Origin of the sequence: Microcoleus sp. Pol14D4 (assembly GCF_036701245.1) — a bacterium.
In the GTDB taxonomy this organism is placed as follows: domain Bacteria; phylum Cyanobacteriota; class Cyanobacteriia; order Cyanobacteriales; family Microcoleaceae; genus Microcoleus.
Window position 1 is genome coordinate 22,381 of the sequence record NZ_JAUBQM010000039.1, and the last position, 22,283, is coordinate 44,663.

At 43.6% G+C, this 22,283-nt stretch carries 15 protein-coding genes; 8 read left to right on the forward strand and 7 right to left on the reverse strand.

From position 1 onward, the window contains the following. Positions 1 to 257 precede the first annotated feature (257 nt). From QUA33_RS15530 to QUA33_RS15560, 7 genes are all read right to left on the reverse strand, one after another. Positions 258 to 1,538, reverse strand: coding sequence for a glycosyltransferase family 4 protein (locus tag QUA33_RS15530; RefSeq protein ID WP_333149339.1), 1,281 nt, complete (start codon positions 1,536 to 1,538; stop codon positions 258 to 260). Positions 1,539 to 1,671: 133 nt separating this feature from the next. Beyond that, positions 1,672 to 2,400 carry a class I SAM-dependent methyltransferase gene (locus QUA33_RS15535; protein WP_333149340.1) on the reverse strand — a complete coding sequence of 243 codons (729 nt, stop codon included), beginning with the start codon at positions 2,398 to 2,400 and terminating at the stop codon, positions 1,672 to 1,674. 138 nt (positions 2,401 to 2,538) lie between these two features. Continuing rightward, a complete protein-coding gene (locus QUA33_RS15540; protein ID WP_333149341.1) occupies positions 2,539 to 7,887 on the reverse strand; it encodes a glycosyltransferase in 5,349 nt (1,782 codons plus the stop codon). A 46-nt stretch (positions 7,888 to 7,933) separates the two neighbouring features. Continuing rightward, positions 7,934 to 9,454 (reverse strand): methyltransferase, encoded by a 1,521-nt coding sequence (locus tag QUA33_RS15545; RefSeq protein ID WP_333149342.1) that lies wholly within the window; start codon positions 9,452 to 9,454, stop codon positions 7,934 to 7,936. A gap of 15 nt (positions 9,455 to 9,469) precedes the next feature. Beyond that, entirely contained in the window at positions 9,470 to 10,882 is a 1,413-nt protein-coding gene (locus QUA33_RS15550) for an ABC transporter ATP-binding protein (RefSeq protein WP_333099619.1), read from the reverse strand. A gap of 164 nt (positions 10,883 to 11,046) precedes the next feature. Continuing rightward, positions 11,047 to 11,898: an ABC transporter permease gene (locus QUA33_RS15555; protein ID WP_333149343.1), complete on the reverse strand. Its 852-nt coding sequence runs from the start codon at positions 11,896 to 11,898 to the stop codon at positions 11,047 to 11,049. A gap of 239 nt (positions 11,899 to 12,137) precedes the next feature. Further along, entirely contained in the window at positions 12,138 to 12,275 is a 138-nt protein-coding gene (locus tag QUA33_RS15560) for a pirin family protein (RefSeq protein ID WP_333149344.1), read from the reverse strand. A 1,120-nt stretch (positions 12,276 to 13,395) separates the two neighbouring features. Between QUA33_RS15560 and QUA33_RS15565 the strand changes: the two genes are divergently transcribed. The 8 genes from QUA33_RS15565 (at position 13,396) to QUA33_RS28255 (ending at position 22,248) form a co-directional block, all read left to right on the forward strand. After that, positions 13,396 to 15,060 carry an ABC transporter ATP-binding protein gene (locus tag QUA33_RS15565; RefSeq protein ID WP_333149345.1) on the forward strand — a complete coding sequence of 555 codons (1,665 nt, stop codon included), beginning with the start codon at positions 13,396 to 13,398 and terminating at the stop codon, positions 15,058 to 15,060. Positions 15,061 to 15,091: 31 nt separating this feature from the next. Then, the gene (locus QUA33_RS15570) at positions 15,092 to 16,294 is read left to right on the forward strand and encodes a hypothetical protein (RefSeq protein ID WP_333149346.1); all 1,203 of its coding nucleotides are present in this window, start codon (positions 15,092 to 15,094) and stop codon (positions 16,292 to 16,294) included. A gap of 43 nt (positions 16,295 to 16,337) precedes the next feature. Beyond that, positions 16,338 to 17,480 carry an ATP-grasp domain-containing protein gene (locus QUA33_RS15575; RefSeq protein ID WP_333149347.1) on the forward strand — a complete coding sequence of 381 codons (1,143 nt, stop codon included), beginning with the start codon at positions 16,338 to 16,340 and terminating at the stop codon, positions 17,478 to 17,480. 75 nt (positions 17,481 to 17,555) lie between these two features. Further along, entirely contained in the window at positions 17,556 to 18,554 is a 999-nt protein-coding gene (locus tag QUA33_RS15580) for a sigma-70 family RNA polymerase sigma factor (protein ID WP_333149348.1), read from the forward strand. A 315-nt stretch (positions 18,555 to 18,869) separates the two neighbouring features. Continuing rightward, positions 18,870 to 19,214, forward strand: coding sequence for a hypothetical protein (locus tag QUA33_RS15585; RefSeq protein WP_333149349.1), 345 nt, complete (start codon positions 18,870 to 18,872; stop codon positions 19,212 to 19,214). 486 nt (positions 19,215 to 19,700) lie between these two features. After that, positions 19,701 to 20,405 (forward strand): hypothetical protein, encoded by a 705-nt coding sequence (locus QUA33_RS15590; protein ID WP_333149350.1) that lies wholly within the window; start codon positions 19,701 to 19,703, stop codon positions 20,403 to 20,405. Positions 20,406 to 20,520: 115 nt separating this feature from the next. Continuing rightward, positions 20,521 to 21,594 carry a patatin-like phospholipase family protein gene (locus tag QUA33_RS15595; RefSeq protein WP_333149351.1) on the forward strand — a complete coding sequence of 358 codons (1,074 nt, stop codon included), beginning with the start codon at positions 20,521 to 20,523 and terminating at the stop codon, positions 21,592 to 21,594. 276 nt (positions 21,595 to 21,870) lie between these two features. Beyond that, positions 21,871 to 22,248, forward strand: coding sequence for an ectoine synthase (locus tag QUA33_RS28255; RefSeq protein WP_445243250.1), 378 nt, complete (start codon positions 21,871 to 21,873; stop codon positions 22,246 to 22,248). The last annotated feature ends 35 nt before the right edge of the window (positions 22,249 to 22,283 follow it).

Sequence of the window (22,283 nt, forward strand, 5' to 3'; positions counted from 1 at the left end):
AAGCTGACCAAACAGAGGGTAAATGTGCGTAAATTGAGGAGGCGGCAATCATAATTACTCAAGACCGTAATCAGGGTTTTTCAGCTACCCGATTAAGTACAACTGAATTCAAACTTCAGAGCTGTCAAATTATTTAATTGGGGAACTAAAACGTCCAGATGTTCCGATGTTTATCGTCTATTGGGTGGAGTCTCCTGTGCGGTTTAGTCGCACAGAAGAGCTGATGACCAGACGTTTAGTGCGGAACAACTTTATTGCTAAATTCTCACTGCAAAAGATGCTGCTAATTCCCGTTCTGGTTCCATACCAACTGTAGGTGGCATGGAACGATTTGCTACTTGCTCAATTAGTTGTAAATGTTGCGGCAGCATTTTAGCTAAACTGTAGCGTTCTAGAGCGGTTTGACGGGCTTTGATGCGAATTTCTGCCATGCGGGTAGGATGGTCTAAAACTTCATCAATGCGATCGGCTACTTGTTTCGGTGAGAAGTAATCGACTAGCAAACCGTTTTCTCCGTCGCGGATAACTTCTCTGACTGGTCCTGTGTCGGAACCGATTACTAAACATCCGGTTGATAGAGATTCAATCATTGACCAAGATAGCACAAAAGGTCTGGTCAAATAAACGTGTACGTCGGATGCTTGAATTACTTTTAAATACAGTCCGTAAGGTAGGGGTCCGACAAAGTGAACTCGCGACAAGTCTAGGGGGACTTTTTTGAGCATATAGTCTTTGTAAGACTCGCCGTTGGGTAAAGAACGCCCGTAACAAACTCTTTCTGAACCAACGATTACGACGTGACAGTTGGGGCGGCGTTCTTGCACATAGGCGATCGACTCAATGAATTCAGGAAAACCCCGGTAAGGTTCCATTCCCCGCGATACGTAGGTGACAATTTCATCCACGCCAGACAAGTCTAAGTTAGGCAAAATTAGTTTAGCACCGGGGTCTGGTTTGAAGTAATCGGTATCTACGCCGTCGTGGAGTGTGGATAATTTTTGTTGTAGTTCGGGCGGGAATTGCGATCGCTGCCAATAAGTGGGAGACAAACCCCAATCACAAGAATATAAATCGATCAGAATCGGCGCATTTTTGATTCTAATTCTTGCCATATCGTCAACTGTTAAAGGTTCCGCTGGGTCGAAATCTGCGTCTGAACCAATAGCATGATAAAACCACTCGAAATAGCACAAAAGCGGCGTATTTGGAAAGGCTTCTTTGACAAACAATGTCGGCCCCCAACCGGAATGTCCGCAGATAATATCGGGGACAAAACCATCTGCTTTGAGTTGTTCTGCCATTCTAAATACGGCTTGTCCGTAGATGACGGCACTTTCTAAAGGGCGGACGTATTGGTGAGTCTGGGCGTGGGGTTCCCGGCTGGGGGTAAATGCTGCTTTGCGAACGCCGGGAATGTTCCACTCTGGGCGCTCGTTTTTAGTGCCGAAAACAATTTGATTTTTGGGATCGGCGCCTAAAGCCGTGATAATGTGGCGGTATTGGGCGGGAAAGTTGGGATGGAGAAATAATGCTTTCATTGACTGTTGTCTGTTGTCTGTTGACTGTTTTCTGTTAACTGGTGACTGTTTTCTGTCATTAGTTGGAATAAAATATTTGGATTGACCTAAAAGCTTTGGTTTTATTCATTGATTCACCTAAAAAGCTTTGGTTTTATTCATTGGGGGTTGGTGCTTTGCAGATCCAGACGCAATCTCGCGGTACAGAAGATGTATTTTTCAGGATGATTTCATAGTTTAAATGATGGAGAAATTTTTCCATAATTGTATCAGTCATAACTGAAAAGGCTGTGCCGTCTCTGTGCCCTAGCAAGTTTTTGTCCCACTCGGTGGCGAATTTTTGCCACCCTAATTCGCTAAAAATATTTGTGTGGTGAAACACGCAAATTCGATCGCCTCGCAGCAGTTTGGGAATTCGAGTCAGATAGTTGAATATATCTACCGGCTCTACGTGTACCATTGTATCGTAACAAAAGCAGACATCGGCTGAACCTGGGGCGATGCCGTCTAATGTTAAACCGTCGAGTTTGACGTAAGAAACGCGATCGTCTCCCAAGCGCGATCGCGCGGCTTGCAGCATTTGACTGGAAATGTCGGCACAAATTAGTCGATCGCAATATTTCAGCAGCAGCGAACCAGTTTTTCCGCCGCCGATACCAATTTCTAAAACCGTATGTTCTTTTTTGATGTACGGTGCAATAAATTGCTGTTCTATCAGCGCTTCGTATTCGGCTAAGGAGTTGGCGGCACCGGCAGCTTTACCTATCCATTCGTCGCCAATATGGGCAAGTTCGGCATTAGTTTTTTGCCACTGTTGGGCGTAACTGTCCCATGCCCTTTCATAATCTACTCTTAGGCGATCGGTCATTTTATCATCGTTCATTTTTGATTATTTTATAGTATTGATGGCTCAATTTTCAATATGTTCCGCAATTCTTGGCAAATTATATTAAATCCTGCCAAAAGTCTACGAGGTGATTTACTGCCCTTCACTGGGGCCGAGGCTGGGACTGTAAGATGACTAATGACGGCTGAAATATGCTTCGCAGAAAATCTCTGCATAAGCTTGAGTCATTTCCTCAAAAGTATTAAGTGAATCCAAGACATATTTAGCGTTTTCAGCTAACTGCTGCCGTAAAGATTTATCCTCCAGTAAACTAATCAAAGCTGCACCTAATTCGTCCGGGCGATCTGGCGTATAAAACAAACCATTAATTCCAGGCCTCACTTGTTCTCTAATTCCAAAAACAGGGGTTGTAATAATTGGCAAATCGCAAGACATTGCCTCCAAAATCACTCTTGGAAAACTTTCGACACGAGAAGTGCAAACAAAAATATCAGCGGATTTGTAATATTTTCCAGTCTCCCCAGTTTCCGGGACTACTGTCACCCTTTCCCGCAACTCTTCTGGCAACTCCCCCACCAAATCGGCTAATTTATTGCTGTAAATACTCGGGCGATCGCCCACAATAAAACACCTAATTTTATTGTGCCATTTGTCAGGCAAAAGTGAAAGTGCTTTAACTAAATCCTGCTGACCTTTGCGTTCGCATACCGTTCCCAGCAGCAAAATTACCACATCTTCCGCTGCAACACCTAAACTTTTTCTAGCCAATTCAGAATTGTCCGAATTTTCCAGTTTGCTCAAATCTAAGCCGTTGTGAATCACGGTAAAATTGTGGTGGCTGTTGAGAGGCAAATACCTGTCCCGCGTTGCATCCGCCACAAAAATTACCTTGTAAGGAAAGCGAAAACACTCTAAAGCTCTCGCCGCAATCTCCGAACCAAACCTGTTAAAATAAGTTTGCCAAGGTTCGCTTTCGTGCACGTTCCACACCACAGGAATTCCGATTTGGTGCGCCGCATCAACTACAAAAAAGTTTTCTAAAGTATTGGCATAAATTGCATCTACTTTTAAACCGGCAATTTCTGTGCTAAAACTGCGGATTGCTTCATCATAAGCATCGCGCTGGTAGATGTGTTCGAGAGGATTGTCGCGCACAATTACTTCAATTCCCTGCTGTTGGTAAGCTTGACGCAGGGGCCCGTCTGTTGTGCAAAGTACGATCGGCTTAACCACACCCTCAGCCGCCAATTTCACCGCGATTTCGTACTGATGCAGCGGCGCCCCCGTAAAATCCAGCGAATTGCTGCACATCAAAACTCTAATAGGATGAATCAAATTCTCTGCTTCTGCTACCAACAAACCAGAATCATTAAATTTTACTTCTTCCTTATCTGTTACATCCGTTACATCCGTTACAAAATCCGTTGCCGAACCTTCTTCCTTCATAAAAACCCGTCGGGGTTGAATATGGAAATACTCATCTTCTAAAGACAAGTGAGGACTGTAAAAACTGTCATTTTTACCCGCATACTTGCGCCTAAAAGCCGCCACTTCTTGAGGATTGTCGGTAAAACCCCTAGAAGTTCCCTCTTTGTGCAATAACTCCGCATCGGGACAATATACACACCGATAACCCCGTTCTAACAGCCGATATCCGTAATCTGCATCATTGTAAGCAACAGCAAAATTCTCCTCATCAAAACCGCCCAATTCTAAGAACAATTGACGTGGAGTAATCGTGCAAGCTGCTGTTACCGCAGAGTAATTTCGCGTTACCATCGCTTGAGAAAGATAGCCTCGGTTTTCGCTGTTCATCAGCTTAAAAGCGTGACCAGCCAAACCGTGATGGAGACCGTGAATTACGCCCGCGTGCTGAATTCTGCCGTCGGGATATAACAGCCTCGCGCCGACTGCACCCACGCCAGGGATTTGAGCGTATCCCACCATTTGACTCAGCCAGCGGGGGTTAATTACTTCAGTATCGTTGTTCAAAAACAACACATATTCGCTATCAACTTGTTCGGCAGCGCGGTTGTTAATTGCTGCAAAACTAAACTTACCACCAGGATTTTTTATAGGCAAAACTTGGCAATTTAATTGCTTTAAATATTCCAGAGTTTTCGGGTCGTCGCTTTCGTTGTCGATGACGGCAACTTGATAATTTTTATAGGTTGTAGTTTCTAGAGAATCCAGACAGGCTTTCAGCAATTTAAGCTGATTCTTAGTAGGAATAATTACGGTTACTGATGGGCCACTATCCGGGAAATCCTGGGCAAATATGCCCAAATTTTCTTTAATCGCCCATGCGTGCTGAGCGACATTGCCATTAATTTTTCGGCGGTTTAGTGCGTCTTGAATGGCTTGTTGACCGGCGGCAAAACTGGCGGGTTTTGCGGCCCCAGATATGGCGGTAGAACCGGGTGCGGTTCGCCAGTGATACAGCACTAACGGCAGGTGCGCGACGTGGCGAGAAATTTCGGTGGCTCTCAAGGCAAAGTCGTAATCTTGCGAGCCTTCAAGACCTATCCGCAAACCTCCTATTTCTTCAAAAATGTGTCTTTTTACGGCGCACAAATGACCGAGATACATATAGGAAAGCAGCAGTTCCGGCGACCATTCCGGTTTGAATTGGGGGGCAAATCGGCGACCTTTAGTGTCGATTTTGTCGTCGTCTGAGTATAGAAAATCGGTGGCTGGATGCGAGGCAAAATATAAGGCGACTTCGCCTAATGCGTCGGGAGTGAGTTCGTCGTCGTTGTCTAAAAACAGGATGATGTCGCCTGTTGCGAGGGCGGCGGCGCTGTTGGTGGCGGCGCTGATGTTGCCGTTTTCTGTACGAAATGTGATGCGGATACGATCGTCCTTTTGAACCCAGTTTTTCAAAGTGTCAGCAACAGTAAATTCGGTACTGCAATCGTCGGCAATGCAGAGTTCCCAGTTTGGATAAACTTGATTGATTACGCTATCGATCGCACTTTCGAGAAAATCTATCTGCGGGTTGTAAACTGGCATTACTACCGAAATTTTGGGCAGGGGTTCCCTGCAGGATTTTAACCTAGAAATTAAGTAATCGCGCGCGCGATCGTTCCACTGATTCACCTCCAGCCATGCGTCATACCTATCAATAGGTTTAGGCACGATAAAACCCGCAGGTGGCAGCAAATCTCCCGGCGCAGTAAACTGTTTTTGCTGCCGATAAATCTTCCCCAACTGGCGGAGAATTTTCACAATTTCCCAAGGCATCGGCACAATTCTGCCGAGACGCTGTTTTCTTTCCTTCGCCCGCTGCTGAATTGCGGCTGTAAACCTTGATAACTCCTCAAATTTATCTGCACTTCGCTGCCAAATATGGTAGCGCCGCACAGTCAATTTTTTAGGCGCTTGAAAAGACAAAATTTCCCCGGTTTCTAACTCAGCTTGCAGAGACACGTGCCATTCCCCTGGCGGCAAATCGACAAGGGCCTCAAAACCGCTTTCCGAACTGTTAACCCAGTCAGGAAACACTTCGCCGACATCTTTTCGCCGCAAACCGTAGGCGCATTCTACAGAAGTATCGCCGCACAACAAGCTTAATTTAGCAATTTTGCGATCGTGGTGGCAGCACCAACCTGCAAACAAAATTTGACCCTGACGCTGTTCCCACACCACCGGTACATCTAACGATGCTTGAATCGTTGAAACTAACAACGGATAAGCTGCCAAAAGATGCCATTTACCTCGCTCATCTTGCGCTTCCAGTAGCACTTCGTGCCGTCCGGCAGGCGCTTCCAATTGAATTGTAAAGCCTGATTTATTCGCAGCGGCAATATTAGAGTGTGCTTGCGCTATATCACTTCTATCTATGCCGTAAACGCCTGCAAAACTCTGGTCTTCAATTCTGGCGCGAACTGCTGTAGTATCTCTTTTTTGGTGAAAAACCCAGCCGACAATTAGCAGGTTGGAATCGCAAACTTGCCAAGTAGTAGGTTGATCTAACGAAAAAATAAATTTAGGGAACAAGTCGCGGATTTTGCGCTGAACTTCCCACAACTTTTCTCTCACTTGCCACCATATTGAAGACTTGATTATGGCAAGTTCTGCCCGAAAAGTTTCATTTTCCTGGCGGGAATTTTCTAATTTTTCCAGAGTATCCTTTAATCTTTCCTGATTTTGAGTTTGTGCTGTTTCTAGCTGAATTAACTCAGCTAACTTTTGCTGCAATATAAATTCAGTCTCTTCAGATTGTACCTGAGTTTGCCCTAATTCTGCTTCTAATTCTAATACTTTCGCTAAAGCTGTTTGAAATTGCGATTCTTTGCCTGCAAGCTGTACCTGAGTTTGCCCTAATTCTGCTTCTAATTCTAATACTTTCGCTAAAGCTGTTTGAAATTGCGATTCTTTGCCTGCAAGCTGTACCTGAGTTTGCCCTAATTCTGCTTCTAATTTTAAGACTTTTGTTAAAGCTTCTTGAAATTGTGATTCTTTGCCTGCAAGCTGTACCTGAGTTTGTCCTAATTCTGTTTCTAATCCGAGGAGTTTTGCTAAAGCTTCTTGAAAATTTGATTCTTTGCCTGCAAGCTGTACTTGAGTTTCTCCTAATTCTGCCTCTAATCCCAACACTTTTGCCTGGGCCTGGTGAAATTGTTCTTGCCACTGTTTGAGTTCTGAAGAGCTAGTTTTTTGCTGTTTTTCGAGCAAGCGGATTTTTAGCCAATCTTCAAATGGCCAGATTGGAGATGCTGGGAAATGAATAACTCGATCGATCGCACCTTTCGACTCGCTGCTGAGATTGCCAGCTTGGGTTTCCAAAAGTTCATATAGTTCTAATGCTTCGGGAAAATATTTTTCTATTAAACTCGGTCTGTGACTTTTGACAATATCGTTGACTAATAAAGATTCTTCAAAATTGTCGCCCGGTATCGCACCTAAGTTAACATTAAATTTTTCGTTGACTCGATCGAGGAAAAGTTCAGGAGTGTTGCCGATGGGATAAACGTTGGCTAGGAGACAGCGATGGGGGAAACGTTCGTAAAGTTCTAAAACTTGTTGATTGTAGTGAATCCACATTTTTACTGCCATTTCGGGATTTTGCAGCAAGCTGAAATCGGTTCCCCGGCGGTAAAGGGAATCGACTACTTCCCAGGGCGATCGATAAACACAGATAAAATTAGCTTCGGGGAGCAAAGTCAGCCAAAAATCCCAAAAAAGGGCTGTTCGCGGGTCTTTCCAACCCCAATGTTTGTGAGTTTGTTGATTTTTGTCGATCGCGCGTTTGGCGATTTCCACGTATTCTGCTGCTACCGGAATCGTTTTTTCAAACGTACATCCGAGTTCATCAATACCGTGCGATCGCAAAACACTTTTGTGAAACTCCACAAAATCAACATTCTCGAAATGACCTTTCACATTTCCGTCGGCCGGACCCACTAATTTTTTGCCAATATCAACCCCGACTTTCTGAAACAAAGAAGCTGTTAAAGACGTACCGGAACGGTGCATTCCGGTAACAATAAAAACCGACGGTTTGCTGTCATTTGTACTCACAATTTCTCTCCCTCGCCCTAATTCCCACACCAACCAAATTTACTCGCTATTCTCCTGCTAAGCCCAGGGAACGCCTGACTTGAAACCACGCGCTTCTAATCTTCCAGAACTTGCTGCTTTCCATTGCTAAAACTCGACACTTCGCTTGCTCTAGTTCTTGCTTGAGATTAATTAGTTGATTTTCAGTTTTTTCCAACTGCATTTGCACAGCTAATAACTGATTTTGAGTTTGCTCCAATTGCGTTTGAGCTGAAACTAATTGAGTTTGAGCTTCTTGCAAACTTGTTTGAGATTCTTCCAACTTTGTTTCAGCAATCATTAACTTACTTTGATTGTGCTCCCATTCTATCCTAGCCGACTCTAACTGAGTCTCAAGTAATTTGAGTTTTGTCTGAGTAGAACCCAATAAAGACTGCGATTGCCTTTGGTTAACCAGCGATTTAACAGTGCAAGTTTCCAGAATCCATTCCAAACCATAGTTATTGATTGCTTTGACTATTAACACATCCTCCAGCGCCACAGTGTTTTTGGGTAAATAACAGCTCCAACCCGACTGCAAAGCCCCATCATTTTCAAAATATCCAGCCACATCCGGGCGATTGTAAAAAGGCTCGCACCTCTGTACAACCTCGCCGTTTACCAGCACTTGCAGCTCCTCAACTCGACCGTGGAAATTCACATCAGCCACCCATCCTTCCAGATACAAATTCTCCTTATTCGTAAAAGCAGCCACATCAATATATCCTTCCGGGTGATGATTGAATTTCAACTCCGAAAAATCTCTAACTAGCTCATTAGTGACAACATACAAATCCTGAAATCTGCATATGCCTTTTTTGATGCGGTGAACAAAAGCTTTGCCTCCGCTAACTCGCTCGACACATTCTCTCACAAACTTTTCTGTTACATAAGTTGTGCCGTATTCCTCCTTATCTAAAGACTGACTTTCGCTTTGAGGACTAAACAAAATACCATTAGCCGGCATTTCTATATTGGCTAGGCGCAAACACTCATCGTGAACGCTGAACATCAAAATGCCGTTAGGAGTCAACAAATCGTACAAATTTTGCAACCAACTTGTAAAAGTCCTTTCCGGCATATGGCTGAAAAAAGAATTAGCCAGAATGCAGTCAAACTTGCGGTCAATTAAATAATTTTCTGGCTTTCCAGTTGAGACAATACCGTTGACCCCCAAGTATTCAGTTTGAAACTTAACCGCGTTAGCATAAATATCAGAAACCCAAATTCGTTCCGGCGGTATTTCCTGAATCAAATATCTGGTAAATCGACCGTAACCGCAGGCAAAATCTAGAAAAGAAGGTACATTTTCAAAACTGCCAAAATGCCATTCCACAACTTGTTTAACTGTATCCAAGATGCGACGCCCGATCGAATAATAGCGCACCAAAGCCCGATCGCGATCGTCTTTGACGTTGTTCAAGCTGAACAAATACATTTCATCGTCTTCGCAGATATTCAGTTTAAAATTTTCTGGAAACTTAGCTTGATCTTGAATAAATGCTTTGATTACGGAATTTTCGACTAAATCTAAATTGATATCGCTCATTGTTTTTACAGAATTTTAGATAACCTCTGTTGACTGCTCTTTCACTAGAAAATCAGCATTAACAACAGTTAAACACGGTTCGATCAGCAAGTCAACGATGCCGTTACCGCAGGACTCAGTACAAGACTGAACTCTAAACATCGCCACATCAACACAGCGATCCAGATACGTTAAATCTCCATCAACGCTTCCCACAACCCCAGCATTCAGAAAATAAACACCGGGATTCAGCAAACATTTAAAATGAAACTTTACTACAATTGTCGTTCCTGCTTCCACATATCTAACTGACTGAGTAGAAGCCTTCAAAGAAGCACCCGCCAACTCAAAACCGCTAATTGTTTTAATCAACATTCCAAACCTAACTTTGGAAGTTGAGCGGGAGAAAGTGACAGAGTAAGTATAAATATAATCTTGACGACCGATCAAGTGATTTACCACATTTCCCTTCAGCGTCTCGATGTGGGGGTTGATAATTTCCGCTCCGCGAGACGGATACCTTACCGTATTCGACGGTATCATCCCCGGATCGTAAAATTCATCATAATATTCCTTGGGTTTAGAGAGATGTTGCTCCGGTTTAACTTCCCTCTTTGTGCTTTCTAAATTAGCCTCCTGAAGCTGGTCTTGATTTTCCTGTTTTGTCAGTTGGTTCAGAGCTCGAATATCTGACTTCAACCCCAGAACCTGATCCGGATCGGCATAAATCAGCTTTTGATACTTAGAAATTACCACCTTCGGCGTGTGAGCGAGCAGCAATTCACCGCTATCCATTAAAATCGCAGAGGTACAAAGTTGCACCACAGAAGTAGCAGCGTGAGAAACAAATAAAATTGTTCCGCCACCTTCTTGAATGCTTTGCAAGCGGGCAAAACACTTGCGTTGAAAAGCTTCGTCTCCCACCGAAAGCGCCTCGTCAACCACCAAAATATCTGGCTCGACGCTAGTCGCAACGGCAAAAGCTAGCCTGACAAACATACCGCTAGAATAAGTCTTGACTGGCTGTTCGATGAAATCGCCAATATCAGCAAACGCAGCTATATCGTCAAATTTTTCTTCAGTTTCTTTTTGATTGAATCCCAGTAACTGAGCGTTAAAAAACACATTTTGTCGCCCGGTAAATTCCGGGTTAAACCCGCTTCCGAGTTCCAACAAAGCGGAGACTCGCCCTTTAACATCCACGCTTCCTGTGGTAGGAGTCAGCGTCCCTACAATTATTTGCAGTAGAGTGCTTTTTCCCGAACCGTTGCGACCGACTATTCCCAGAGTTTGTCCTTGAGGAATTTCCAGATTGATGTCATGCAGGGCCCAAAATTCGTCAGCCAGTTTTTTGCTGGGGTAAATAATTTCCTTTAAGCGGTCTCCTGGACGATCGTACCGCTTAAAACATTTGGAAACATTTTTTAGTGAAATTACATTTTCTGTCATCCGATTTTAGATTTTAGATTTTAGATTGATATTATGCCTGCTCTCACTAAAAATAGATTTGTAATGAGGACTTTAGTTCTCTGATTTTTATGAGGACTAAAGCCCTCACTACAAACCTTTATTGGGATTTTAGATTTTAGATTGACTGTAGATATCAAACAAATTTACAGCACGTCAGCAAAAGCGGGACGCAAACGCCGGTAAACCGTCAAGCCTCCACAAAATATAGCAGCAGAAATTAGCGTTGCGACACCCCATTCGCCCCAATGCTTAACTTCTCCAAGCAGTATGAGGTCTCGATAAACCTCAGAGATGGCGGCCATTGGATTCAGCCAAAATATCCACACTCGCCACTCTTGGGGGATGATTGATGCTGGGTAGACGATCGGCGTCAAATAAAACCAAAAATTTAGAATAACACCTAATGTCTGAGGAATGTCTCGCAAAAATACAGTCAAGCCGGCTGTCAAATATCCCAAACCCGCTGTGATTAGCAACTGAGGCACCCACACCAGCGGCAGCAAGCATAAAGTAGCGTTGAGCTTTTGCGACGACGCTACTACTATCACAATCAAAGCAGCTAAACCCAGAGAACTTTCAATAAAAGCTGTAAAAATCGGCACTAGCGGCAGCAAACCGAGAGGAAATACCACTTTTTTCACTAAATTCGGCTGCCCGACCACCGATACTCCCGACTTGATCAAACCGCTGGTGAAGGCACTCCAAGGCAGCAAACCTGCAAACAGCCAGACTCCAAATGTAATGTTGCTGTTTTCTGAGAAGCCTGCAAGGCTGAGCTTTACCTTGAGGACGATCGAAAATACGTATGTGTAAATCACCAATTGCGATAGCTGATTCAGCAGCGGCCACAAATTGCCCAGAATCGAGCCTTTGTATTGAGCTTCCAAGTCCCGGCGCACCAAGGTTGCCAGCAGATTCAGCTTCGCCCAGCGCCGGGGCGTACTTCTGGGCAGCCTGCCGCCCAGCTTTCGGACCTTTTGGGCAACTCCTTTCACAGTTCTCTGCAATTTTTTCGCCCTCGTTCACTACCTTCACACCTAAATCAACTCAAGCTACAATTGTGCAGCTTTTGCTAAACCGCAATTATTCCACAGCCCCGCCGCTTTGATCAAGGATCTGCCACCCTAGCTTGGGCTTCTTCTTTCGGCGTTGCTGATTTACGGTATGAAAGACTAAATATGCAAATCCTAGAAACCAGTATCTACAAAGCTTCTGGATTTTCAACTTATTTTTTTCATACCCTGATTAAGCAACGCCCTTCGTGTTCATCGGGAAGTGCCACCCAGGTTTGGATGCCGTGCAGGATGGCTTCTTTACGGAGCTCGTCCTGGGGCGTGCGTTCGGAGTGGACAATGCCTCGCCCTGCCGTCATCTAGTTCACCGCACGCCTGACGGATTTCTTGAACACTCCCGACACTAACGACTAGCAACAAAGCGAAAAGTTAGGAAATTAAAAAAATCAGGCTACTAAGAGACAAGTTGTGATATAGCGTGCAACTATTTTTTTGCCGATATTAACCTAAGCTGAGCTCGATAGATTATGTAAGATCCGACTTTTCCGACTTTACGATCCGACTTTTCCGACTTACAAAGGCAGGGGAGGGGAAATATTATAGAGATAAGATGCGTCTCAAAAGCTGTGGAAGCAATTAATAGCCTTTCATAACTTTTGAACGATACAGTTATAGTCAGGGGTTAACGCTACAAAAGGGGGTTCTACTTAATTACTGACCTATTGTTCTGAGTGTGGGCGATGATCGCACATCGAGCGTGAAATTACGGCTATTGTTTAGCTCGTAATTTACACAATAGTGCGTCCATCTTTTTTATATCAATAAATCCCCTATGGATGGAGGGATATAAGGATGTACTAATTATCTCAAGAACTATTTGCTCTCGAAGTGAATGTAAATTGGGGCCTTTCTTCTCAACCTTTTTCTACGTTACTCACGTCCAAACCAGGAACTGTTGAATTTTTACCTTCCATGACGTTTCCTTTACACAAATTTTATAGATTTCCCTTGACAAGCATCTCTCCAAAGAATTAAGCTAAATATGTCTAAAGATAGATGACAAATAAACAAACTGAGGATTGAAGCGGGCAAAAAGATTAAATTGAATCTACAGAGGGTGGTAGCTCGAAAAATCCGAGTATTACTGCTGCCAAGGCATTCAAGAGCGGACGTATGGGTGCAATAGCAGCGTCCGGCAATAAATTTCGTACTGAGCCCACTTTTTGAAAGGTGCCGAAAGATTTGGGAGGACAATGGGTGCAGTTAGCTGTCTTCCAAGTGAAAGTGAGGGTTCGACCCACACAAAAGCAATATAGCGCGTCTAAATAATTGTGTGATTTTTTCTAGGAACAATCCCCCGTTTGGTTGTCCCAATCGCTCCGAGATAGGTACTCTTGGCACTACCCCTATCCTATCTATTTAGATAAATGATTTAGGCTCTCTATACGGACAAATATTACCCATTTATGTCAAAGCCCAATGCGTTTTTTGAATTTTGTGAGGGTAATTTATAAATATATTGCTCCTTATAGATGGCTAGCTATATTCCTTTGTAGCAGTCAGATTTTTGAGGCAGCATTTGAATCAGCAATGAGGATCAGCTTCAAATTTATTATCGATGCAGCCATTGTTCCCCAAAATTATAGTCTTCTGGTTTGGATTCTGTTGCTCTTGGGAGGCGGAGCGATTGTATTTATCGTTGTTGGCTTGCTGGGCGACTTTTTATCAGCTAAATTGGGGATTCTGTTACTCAACAACATCCGCTGTTCTCTATTTGAGCGCATCCAAAGCCTTTCAATGGAGTTTTTTGGGCGACGTTCAGCCGGGGATATAATTAACTGTTTCCAGGCGGATGCAGAGAAGGTAGAAAATAGTCTCATACTTGGTCTGCCAGTTGTTATTTTTTGCCTGAGTAACATCCTTTTTTCGGTAGTTTTCCTATTTTCCCTTAACTGGCAGTTAGCTGTTCTAAGTTGCATCGGTTTGACTTTCTGTGCAATTGCACCAGCAAATGTTGCCCGTCGTGCCACCAAAGAAGGCTATCATCTGCGGCAAAAGGAAGGACACATCGCCAGCGTAATTGAAGAGAATCTGCTCTCCCAACCCGTTGTCAAGATATTCGGTCTAGAAAAACGAGTCTCAAAAGATTTTTCTGCCCAGTTGAATGACTTGAAGCGAGTTTACGTCCGGGCGAAATTTCTGTCTAGCTTAGTGCAAAGAATTCCCAGTCTCGCTTTTGTCTTAGTGCAGCTTGTTATTTTGAGTCTTAGCGCGGTGATGACCTACGGGAATTGGATTTCAGTAGGAACACTCGTCTCGTATCAGGTTCTATTGCTCGGTTTACATTCAACTATCCTCAACTTTACCTGGGGGCTGCCTTATTTAATCGATGGAGTGACAGGACTGCAACGTATCAATGATATTTTGGCGGAAATACCTGAAGTTCAGGAAGCACCGGGTGCGATTGATTTGCCACATTTTCAGAGTGATATTTACTTTGATAATGTTAGCTTTAGCTACTCCAAAGATAGAGGCGGGGTGAAAAATCTATCGCTGAAGATTCGCCAAGGAGACTTTGCGGTATTTGTCGGTCAGAGTGGCGCGGGCAAAAGTACAATTGTCAATTTGCTGACACGATTTTATGACCCGGATAAGGGACGTATTCTGTTGGATGGAGTTGATTTGCGCGACTGCACTATACGCTCACTGCGTTCTCAAATTGGACTGGTTTCTCAAGAGGTGATTTTGTTTAATGGCTCAGTGCGGGAAAACATCCGCATGGGCTATCTGGAAGCGAGTGATGAAGAGGTAGAAGCCGCAGCGAAAGCCGCAGAAATTCATAATTTTATTTTGACTTTACCTCAAGGTTATGACACTCCTGTTGGCGACAGAGGGGGACAGTTATCAGGGGGACAAAGGCAAAGAATTGCTTTAGCTAGAGCCTTGGTGAGAAATCCAGCCATTCTGATTCTGGATGAAGCCACATCAGCGCTAGACCCCGCAACAGAAGTGGAAATTATGACAACTTTAGAGAGCATTGCCCAGAAATGCACAGTGATTGTCATTACCCACAAAATGGCTCATGCCTTGCGTGCAGATGTCATGTTTGTGATGGATAAAGGGTGCCTCGTTGTTAATGGTTAACTTACAGATTTAATTCAATAAGGAGGAATCTATGCCACAGTTTTGCAACCAATTCATGAAGAAAATATCAATGTTTCAGAAATTGCCTGTATCTAGCAATAAGCTATTTGTTTGGGTGTTTATTCCCTACCGCGTCACGGAACAAGGGATGATTAGCGAATTCTACGACCATTCTGCTTATCGTCAGGAACTGGCAGATGTCTTTGCAGAGCTTGGTATAGCCTGGAAGTGGCAACCGCTCACCTTGGAGAATATGCACGCAATTGTTGAGGATGTGGCGGCTTCTAGTAAAGAGTACATTCCATTAGTCTTAAATTATTGCGATGGATTTGAAGAGCTTGATGGCTACCCAGGTTTTTCTTTGGTGAAACTCTTGGAAAAAAAAGGGATTATTTTTACAGGAGCAGATGCTAACTTTTGCCATTTGTGTGACAACAAAATTTTAATGAAGCGTGATTTGGTCGATGCAGGTGTGGCTACTGCTCCCTATGAAGTCATTACTAACATCAACCACATGGAAGGAGTGTGTAAGCGACTTGGCACTCCTCTGATTGTGAAACCTGCAACCTCTTATGGGAGTCATGGAATTTCCTTAAGTTCAGTAGTTTTCAGCGATGAGCAGGTGAGAGTACAAGTTCAACGCTTGCTCTTTGGACAGCACGGGATGCAATTCCCACCGGACAGCATCTTTGTGGAACGGTTTATCAATGGTTCTGAGTTTACAGTTTTCATTGTCGGTTCTGCTCAGAAACCAGAACACATTAAAGTCTATCCACCTATGGAACGAGTGTTTCACTCCAGCTTGCCAGAAACCGAACAATTTTTGGCTTACGACAGAGAAAAAGATGAACAAGAAAGTTCTCTTTCACCTCAAGAACCACTCTGTCACTATCAATTGGTTACTTCAGAATTGCAAGAAAGACTTTGCGAATTAAGCAAGCGTGCCTACTGTGCTGTTGGTGGCAATGGATACGGACGAGTTGATGTGCGAATGGATAAAGTTTCCCAAGAACTGTTTGTTCTTGAGGTGAATCCTAACTGTGCTTTATCTTCTATTCCTATTTCTGAAGAATATGACTCTAGAGAAGCTGAAAATGAAAAACCTTACGAGACCTCTGTTGGAACTATCCTGCATTTTTCTGGTATCCCGTTTGCTCAAGTGATGTCAGAAATCATTGCAGAGGCTTTTGCTAGGCATTCTACCAAGTCGCTTTTGGTGAGCAAAGCAGCGTGAAATTGTACCGACATTTACTGTTAATACTGGAGCTAATAAAACAATGACAATCTCGCATAAATTACCTGTACCTAGCAGTAATCTGTTTGTTTGGGTATTTATTCCCTACTGCATTAAAGGACAAGAGTTGAGCAGCGAAGAATATGACAATCCTGCCACTCATCAGGAACTAGCAGATGTCTTTGCAGAACTTTGCTTGAAGTGGAAATGGCAACCGATTACCTTAGAGAATATGCACACAGTTATAGAGGAGGTGGCGGCTTCTAGTAAAGAGTACATTCCATTAGTGTTAAACTTTTGTGCTGGGGATGAAGATCCTAACTATCCTGGCACTTGCGTCATCAAACTACTGGAAGCAAAAGGCATTCTCTTTACGGGTGCAGATTCTACCTTTGATTATCTCTGCTCATCTAAACTCAGAATGAAGCGTGCTTTTGTTGAGACGGATGTAGCTACGGCTCCCTACGAAGTCATTGCAGACCCTAGCCACGTTCAGGGGGTTTGCGAACGTCTTGGCACTCCTCTAATTGTAAAACCAGCGATGTCTATGGGAAGCCGAGGGCTTTCTTTACAGTCGGTTGTCGAAAGCGATGAACAGGTGAGTAAACAAGTCCAATGGCTGCTCCAAGGACAGCATGATATGCAATTCCCACTGGACAGCATTTTTGTGGAGCGGTTCATCAATGGTCGTGAATTTACCGTCTTCCTGTTAGGTTCTACCCAGCAGCCAGAGAGCATCAAAATCTATCCACCTGTTGAACGGGTGTTTCACTCCAACTTGCCAGAAACTGAACGATTTTTGACTTACGAAAGAGCTTGGGCAAAAGAAGAATCTTCTTTGTCATTGGGAGAACCGTTTTACCGCTATCAATTAGTTGCTTCTGATTTGCATGATAGGCTTTGCGAATTAAGCAAGCACGCTTACTGTGTAGTTGGCGGTAATGGATATGCACGAGTAGATATACGCATGGAGAAAGCCTCTCAAGAAATCTTTGTTCTGGAGGTGAATCCTAACTGTGGTGTTTCTTCTATACCTCTGTTTGATTTCTCTAATCCAAGTGCAACATCAGTTGGCACTATCTTGCACCTTGCTGGCATCCCGTTTGCACAACTGATGTCAGAAATCATCGCTGAGGCTTTTGAGCGGCATTCTACCAAGTCGCCTTTGGTGAGCAAATCAGCGTGAGCTTGTATGGATAAAACCTTCTAAGGTTTAAGTCTTAATTTCTCCTCAATTGGGTTCACTACCAGTTATTTATTTATGTCAGATTCTCAAACAGTTAGTGCATCATACCTGCGGGATTGCTCTGAAGATTTAGAGAAAGGGTTTTGGCAGCAATGGCAGCAGTATCAAGATTACCTTTACCGTTGCTGTATTAAGTGGATGGGGGGGAACCCGACTGATGCTGAAGATGCCTTGAGTCGGGCGATGCTCAAGGCTTGGGAAAAGGTGCAAAAGTTTGCCGGGAAAATTAATAATTTTAAGGCATGGCTGACGACGCTGACTCGCAATCTGTGCGTGGACATTTATCGTGAACGCAGTCGGGGGGCAAATCGAGTTGAGGATATAGAAGGTTACGCATCTAATCAGGAGCAAGGACTGCTACGGAGTGAGGATACGCCAGAAATTGCTTTGGAGACTGGCGAAAAAAGGATTGTGATTCGTCGTGCGATTGACAATTTACCTCCTCGGTTGCGTGAGACGTTTATCCTGCATTTTTATCAAGAACTGTCTTATCCAGAGATTGCCCAACGGCAAGAGATTTCCTACCAGAATGTCTGCAAGCGGATTTCCCAGGCGCGGGCTATTCTGCGAGAGGAGTTGAGGGGATATTTTATCGAGGAGGAGGGGACGGATACGGATAAATCTGTTCCACCGACAGCAACGGAGTCGGCAATTGGGGAAATTTCCGAGGGGAATGCGCCAGTTGAAGCGGATGCAGGGGAGACGGTGACGTTACCGGAAGCGGTGGAGGAAGTGGAGAGTGTTGTATGTGAGAAACAGAATGAAATAGCCCAACCAGAACCACAGAGAGAGTCAGACAATGAGGTAGTTCAAACTGATGGGGAATTAGAAGTAAAGAGTGATAGTTGTGGGTGGGAAGAGGAGGCAAAGAGGCGAAAGAGGGAGAGGGATAAAAAAGCTGATGGGATGCTAAAGAGAAAGATTTGGCAAGGATGGGAGGTACGTTTGAGATCGAGGTTGGGGGATTTCAGGTGGAGGAGAAATAGCATCAGGATAATTCTGATGCTCCACTGAGGCATAACACCAAAATTAGTGCAGAGAGGGGAACCACCGGGCTGAAAAAAATGTAAAAACAAGAAAAAAAATGGGTTTGGTAAATAGAAAAACTAGTAAGAATGTGAGAAAAAAAAGGGAAGATTAGGGAGAAAATATTCAGAGAAAACGGCAAACAAACGTCATAAGTAAGTAAACGAGTAGAAAGGAAAGGAGATTGATATGAAAAGAGTGTTGATAGGATGGCTCTCAATAGTGATGATTATAGTAATAGCATTGTTTATAAGCACGGAGCCAGCCCTAGCGGTTAATATCACTGGTTGTAAAGACCAAAGTGTGACCAATGTAAGTGTATATGCAGCCCAGGAAGGAGCACAAGCTAATCAATGTGCGGTAGCAGGGACACAATATGCAGGAGGAGGACTGGTAGTGCCGATGGGAGGGACACTCGATGCCCCGGGAGGATATGCACGGACGAATTTTATACGAGTGACGGATACAATAGAAGGACAGACTTATACATGGAAAATATGGCAAGTTCCCCCGACTATCCATCCACAACTAATAAGAATATTAAATGATAATGCAGAAGCGTCGGCGGGGACATTAAGGAGCAATCTGAATGACTTTGAGTTGGTGGTAACGAAAAACGCAGGAGTAATTAATATAGGAGCCAAATAGCGCAGAAAGGAAGAGGATGGATGAAAGAGTGAGAGAGAAGGTTAAACAGAGATACTCCAGGAAAGAAAAGAGGAGAACAAGAGAAGTTCCCCTAGTCAAAACTCTGTCCGGAGACAGACACTAAGTTGTCCAACAGGAATATTACCAGCAAGGTGACAAGGGCGACCGCTTTTTTCCCTTGCTCACCTAAGTCAATCCTCAACACACCACTCCTCACCCACTTTACCAACAGCGAGCGTATTCCCTAATGCGACTCGCCGTCGTCCCTTGCTCGTAAAGAGGAGACAAAGGAGTGATCGCGGTTGGTAGAGTTTTGGATGAGGGAGCGGGCACCCCCTTTGCTGCTTCTCCTGATTGTTTCCTGGGGAGCATCAAGTTATGAAAAAAAGTCTCCAACTCGAAACATTCAGAAATTGACTTTGGGAATCGTCTTTTCTAAAGAACCGGGAAATTTATCTTACCAATCAAAGAAAGGACATAGCTGCTATGGCATTCCTAGATACAGTTCGCGAACAGCTAAAACCTGATGACACAAAAGCAAGAGAACAACTTGATTTTTTGAAAAAAGTTGCTCAGAATCAGCTTGAATTATTCCGCATGGAGTTTTTAGAAAGGTTTCGGAATCCAGAGGGATTCAAGGAAGAGATACTTCCCAAGCAAATGTTTGAACACACAGAACAATATCGAGTGGATATAGATGAAGGCGCAGCCAAGGAAATTGATGGTATCGTTGACAGCTTTTTCACTGGAACTGAGGACAGTGTGAAAGATGGATTCAAAAATCTTATAAAGTTTGCATTTAAAGCTATTCTCGGCAGTTCACAAATTGGTGAATCGCTTGTTAATCAGTGGTTTATAACTCTCGAATACGGTGCGTTGATTCGAGTCGATCTTATGTCATGGCGATACAATTTTTCAGGGGAAGGTATAATCGCCAATGCCAAAAATGCGTATTGTTTCACAATTACAAAGTCGTTCGTTGATACCAGGACGCTTGTTCCTGGACAGTTAATATATTTTGTGGCAAAGAGTGTAGGAGCTAAGTCGATTGAAGATATTAAGAAAAACCCCGTGCTAATGGATTATGTCAAATTTCTCCAGGACGGTTGGGATCGTAACAAGCCAATTGACATTGCTATGGCAGACTACCATGCCTCTCTGAAGGAGACAACTGGAAGGGCACTCGCTTAATGTGTGGGGCAGTGCGATCGCTCGTTGGTTGGGTTGCGCTACGGCAAAACCCAACATTTCCTAGCTCAAACAGGCAATAACAGATTCTAATGATTCACTTATTGGAGGAAATGCAATGAAGAGTATTTTATCTATTGATGGTGGTGGCATTCGCGGAATTATTCCTTTAAAAGTGCTTGAATATATCGAAAAGCAGGCAGACAAGCAAATTCACGAGCTATTTGATGTCATCGGCGGAACTTCAACCGGAGGAATTATTGCTTTGGGGTTGAACTCTAAAATACCAGGGAAAGGGAAGATTTATCAGGCAAAGGAATTGTTAAACTTTTACACTAATCAGAAAGATGTTAAACGCATTTTTAAACGTAAATGGATCGGGCAAACAGGGAATGAAAAAGACATTGATGAAGATAGCACTCTAGAAGAAACAAGAGAAACTGATGAACCCCTACGTCGCCCTGGAATTGGGGGACCGTACTATCAATCTGGTAGTATTGAAAAATATCTACAAGAAAAGTTTGGTTCAAATACTAAAATGTCGGAGTTACAACCAAACCCAGACGATAAAAAGCCAGACGTGACAGTGTTTGGCTACGACATCCAGAATGACTGTCCCTACTATTTCAATAGCAAAAAAGCTCGTGAAAATCCCAAAGATGATTATTGCGTTTGGCAGGCTGCCCGCGCAACCTCAGCAGCTCCAACTTTTTTCCCAGCCGCTAAATTTTCTTCTGAGCCAAACCCACCTCTGTTCGTAGATGGTGGAGTCTACATTAATAATCCGGCACTTGCGCTTTTGATTCAAGCTAAAGATTCGTATCCTAATGAGGAAAACTTTATAGTGATTTCTCTGGGAACTGGAAACTTGAAAGTATCACACGCCGATTGCCAAAATGCAGGGGCTATAGAATGGTTAGGAGGTGGATCGCTATTAGAGGTTATGATGAATGGTGCTTCTGAGACTATCCATCGACAATTGCAAGAACTGGTATCAAATAACTCATATTCTGGGCTTAAGATTCCAAGCTTAAATCGCTATGAGCGATACCAGCAAGAGTTGGGGGAAAATATTGCAATGGATGATACTAACCCCAAAACCATTGAAAAGTTGGTAAAGCTAGGGGAAGCTCTGATAGAAGAAAATAAAGATGATCTGGATAAACTTTGTGATGCGCTGGTAGGAAGTTAAGCTAGCACGATCACCCACCCATCTTGAATCAAAGCCATTTTAACCCCGAAGCGCGATCTGCTTGCAGCAGCGCTTCGCTATCGCACTACTTGTCCATCAAGCGAGCGCCTCTTTCATCCTTCTGCTTTCAACCCACTACATAGTCACTCATTTCCCGCATGAAAGGAGGATGAAAACCTAAGCCTGATTTGATTCAGGCGTCAGCAGAGCGATCGCAATAACTCGTGTTCCATTAGCAAACTAGCAAGTCAATATACTACCGGAGTTAAACAAGAGATGATTATAAGGAAGCTGAGTGAAATTATTAATACAGCAAGAGACATTGCCTGGGGAAATGGTCAAAGTCGCAGGTTTCTTCTAGAAACAGATAGAATGGGCTTCTCACTCACAGATACTATCATTAACCCAGGCACTGAATCACTCCTAGAATACAAAAATCACATGGAAGCTTGCTATTGTATCGAAGGAGAAGGAGAAGTAGAGGCAGATGGGATTCTATATCCAATTCAACCTGGCACTATGTATGCTCTCGATAAGCATGATAAACATTATTTGAGAGCCAAGACTACCATGCGACTTGTATGCGTATTTACTCCCCCTCTGCAAGGAAATGAATCACACAACCTTCAAAGCAGCGGAAGTTCCTGTTACTAAGCTTCAGAGTACCCTAATAGTTTAGAGTCATAGCT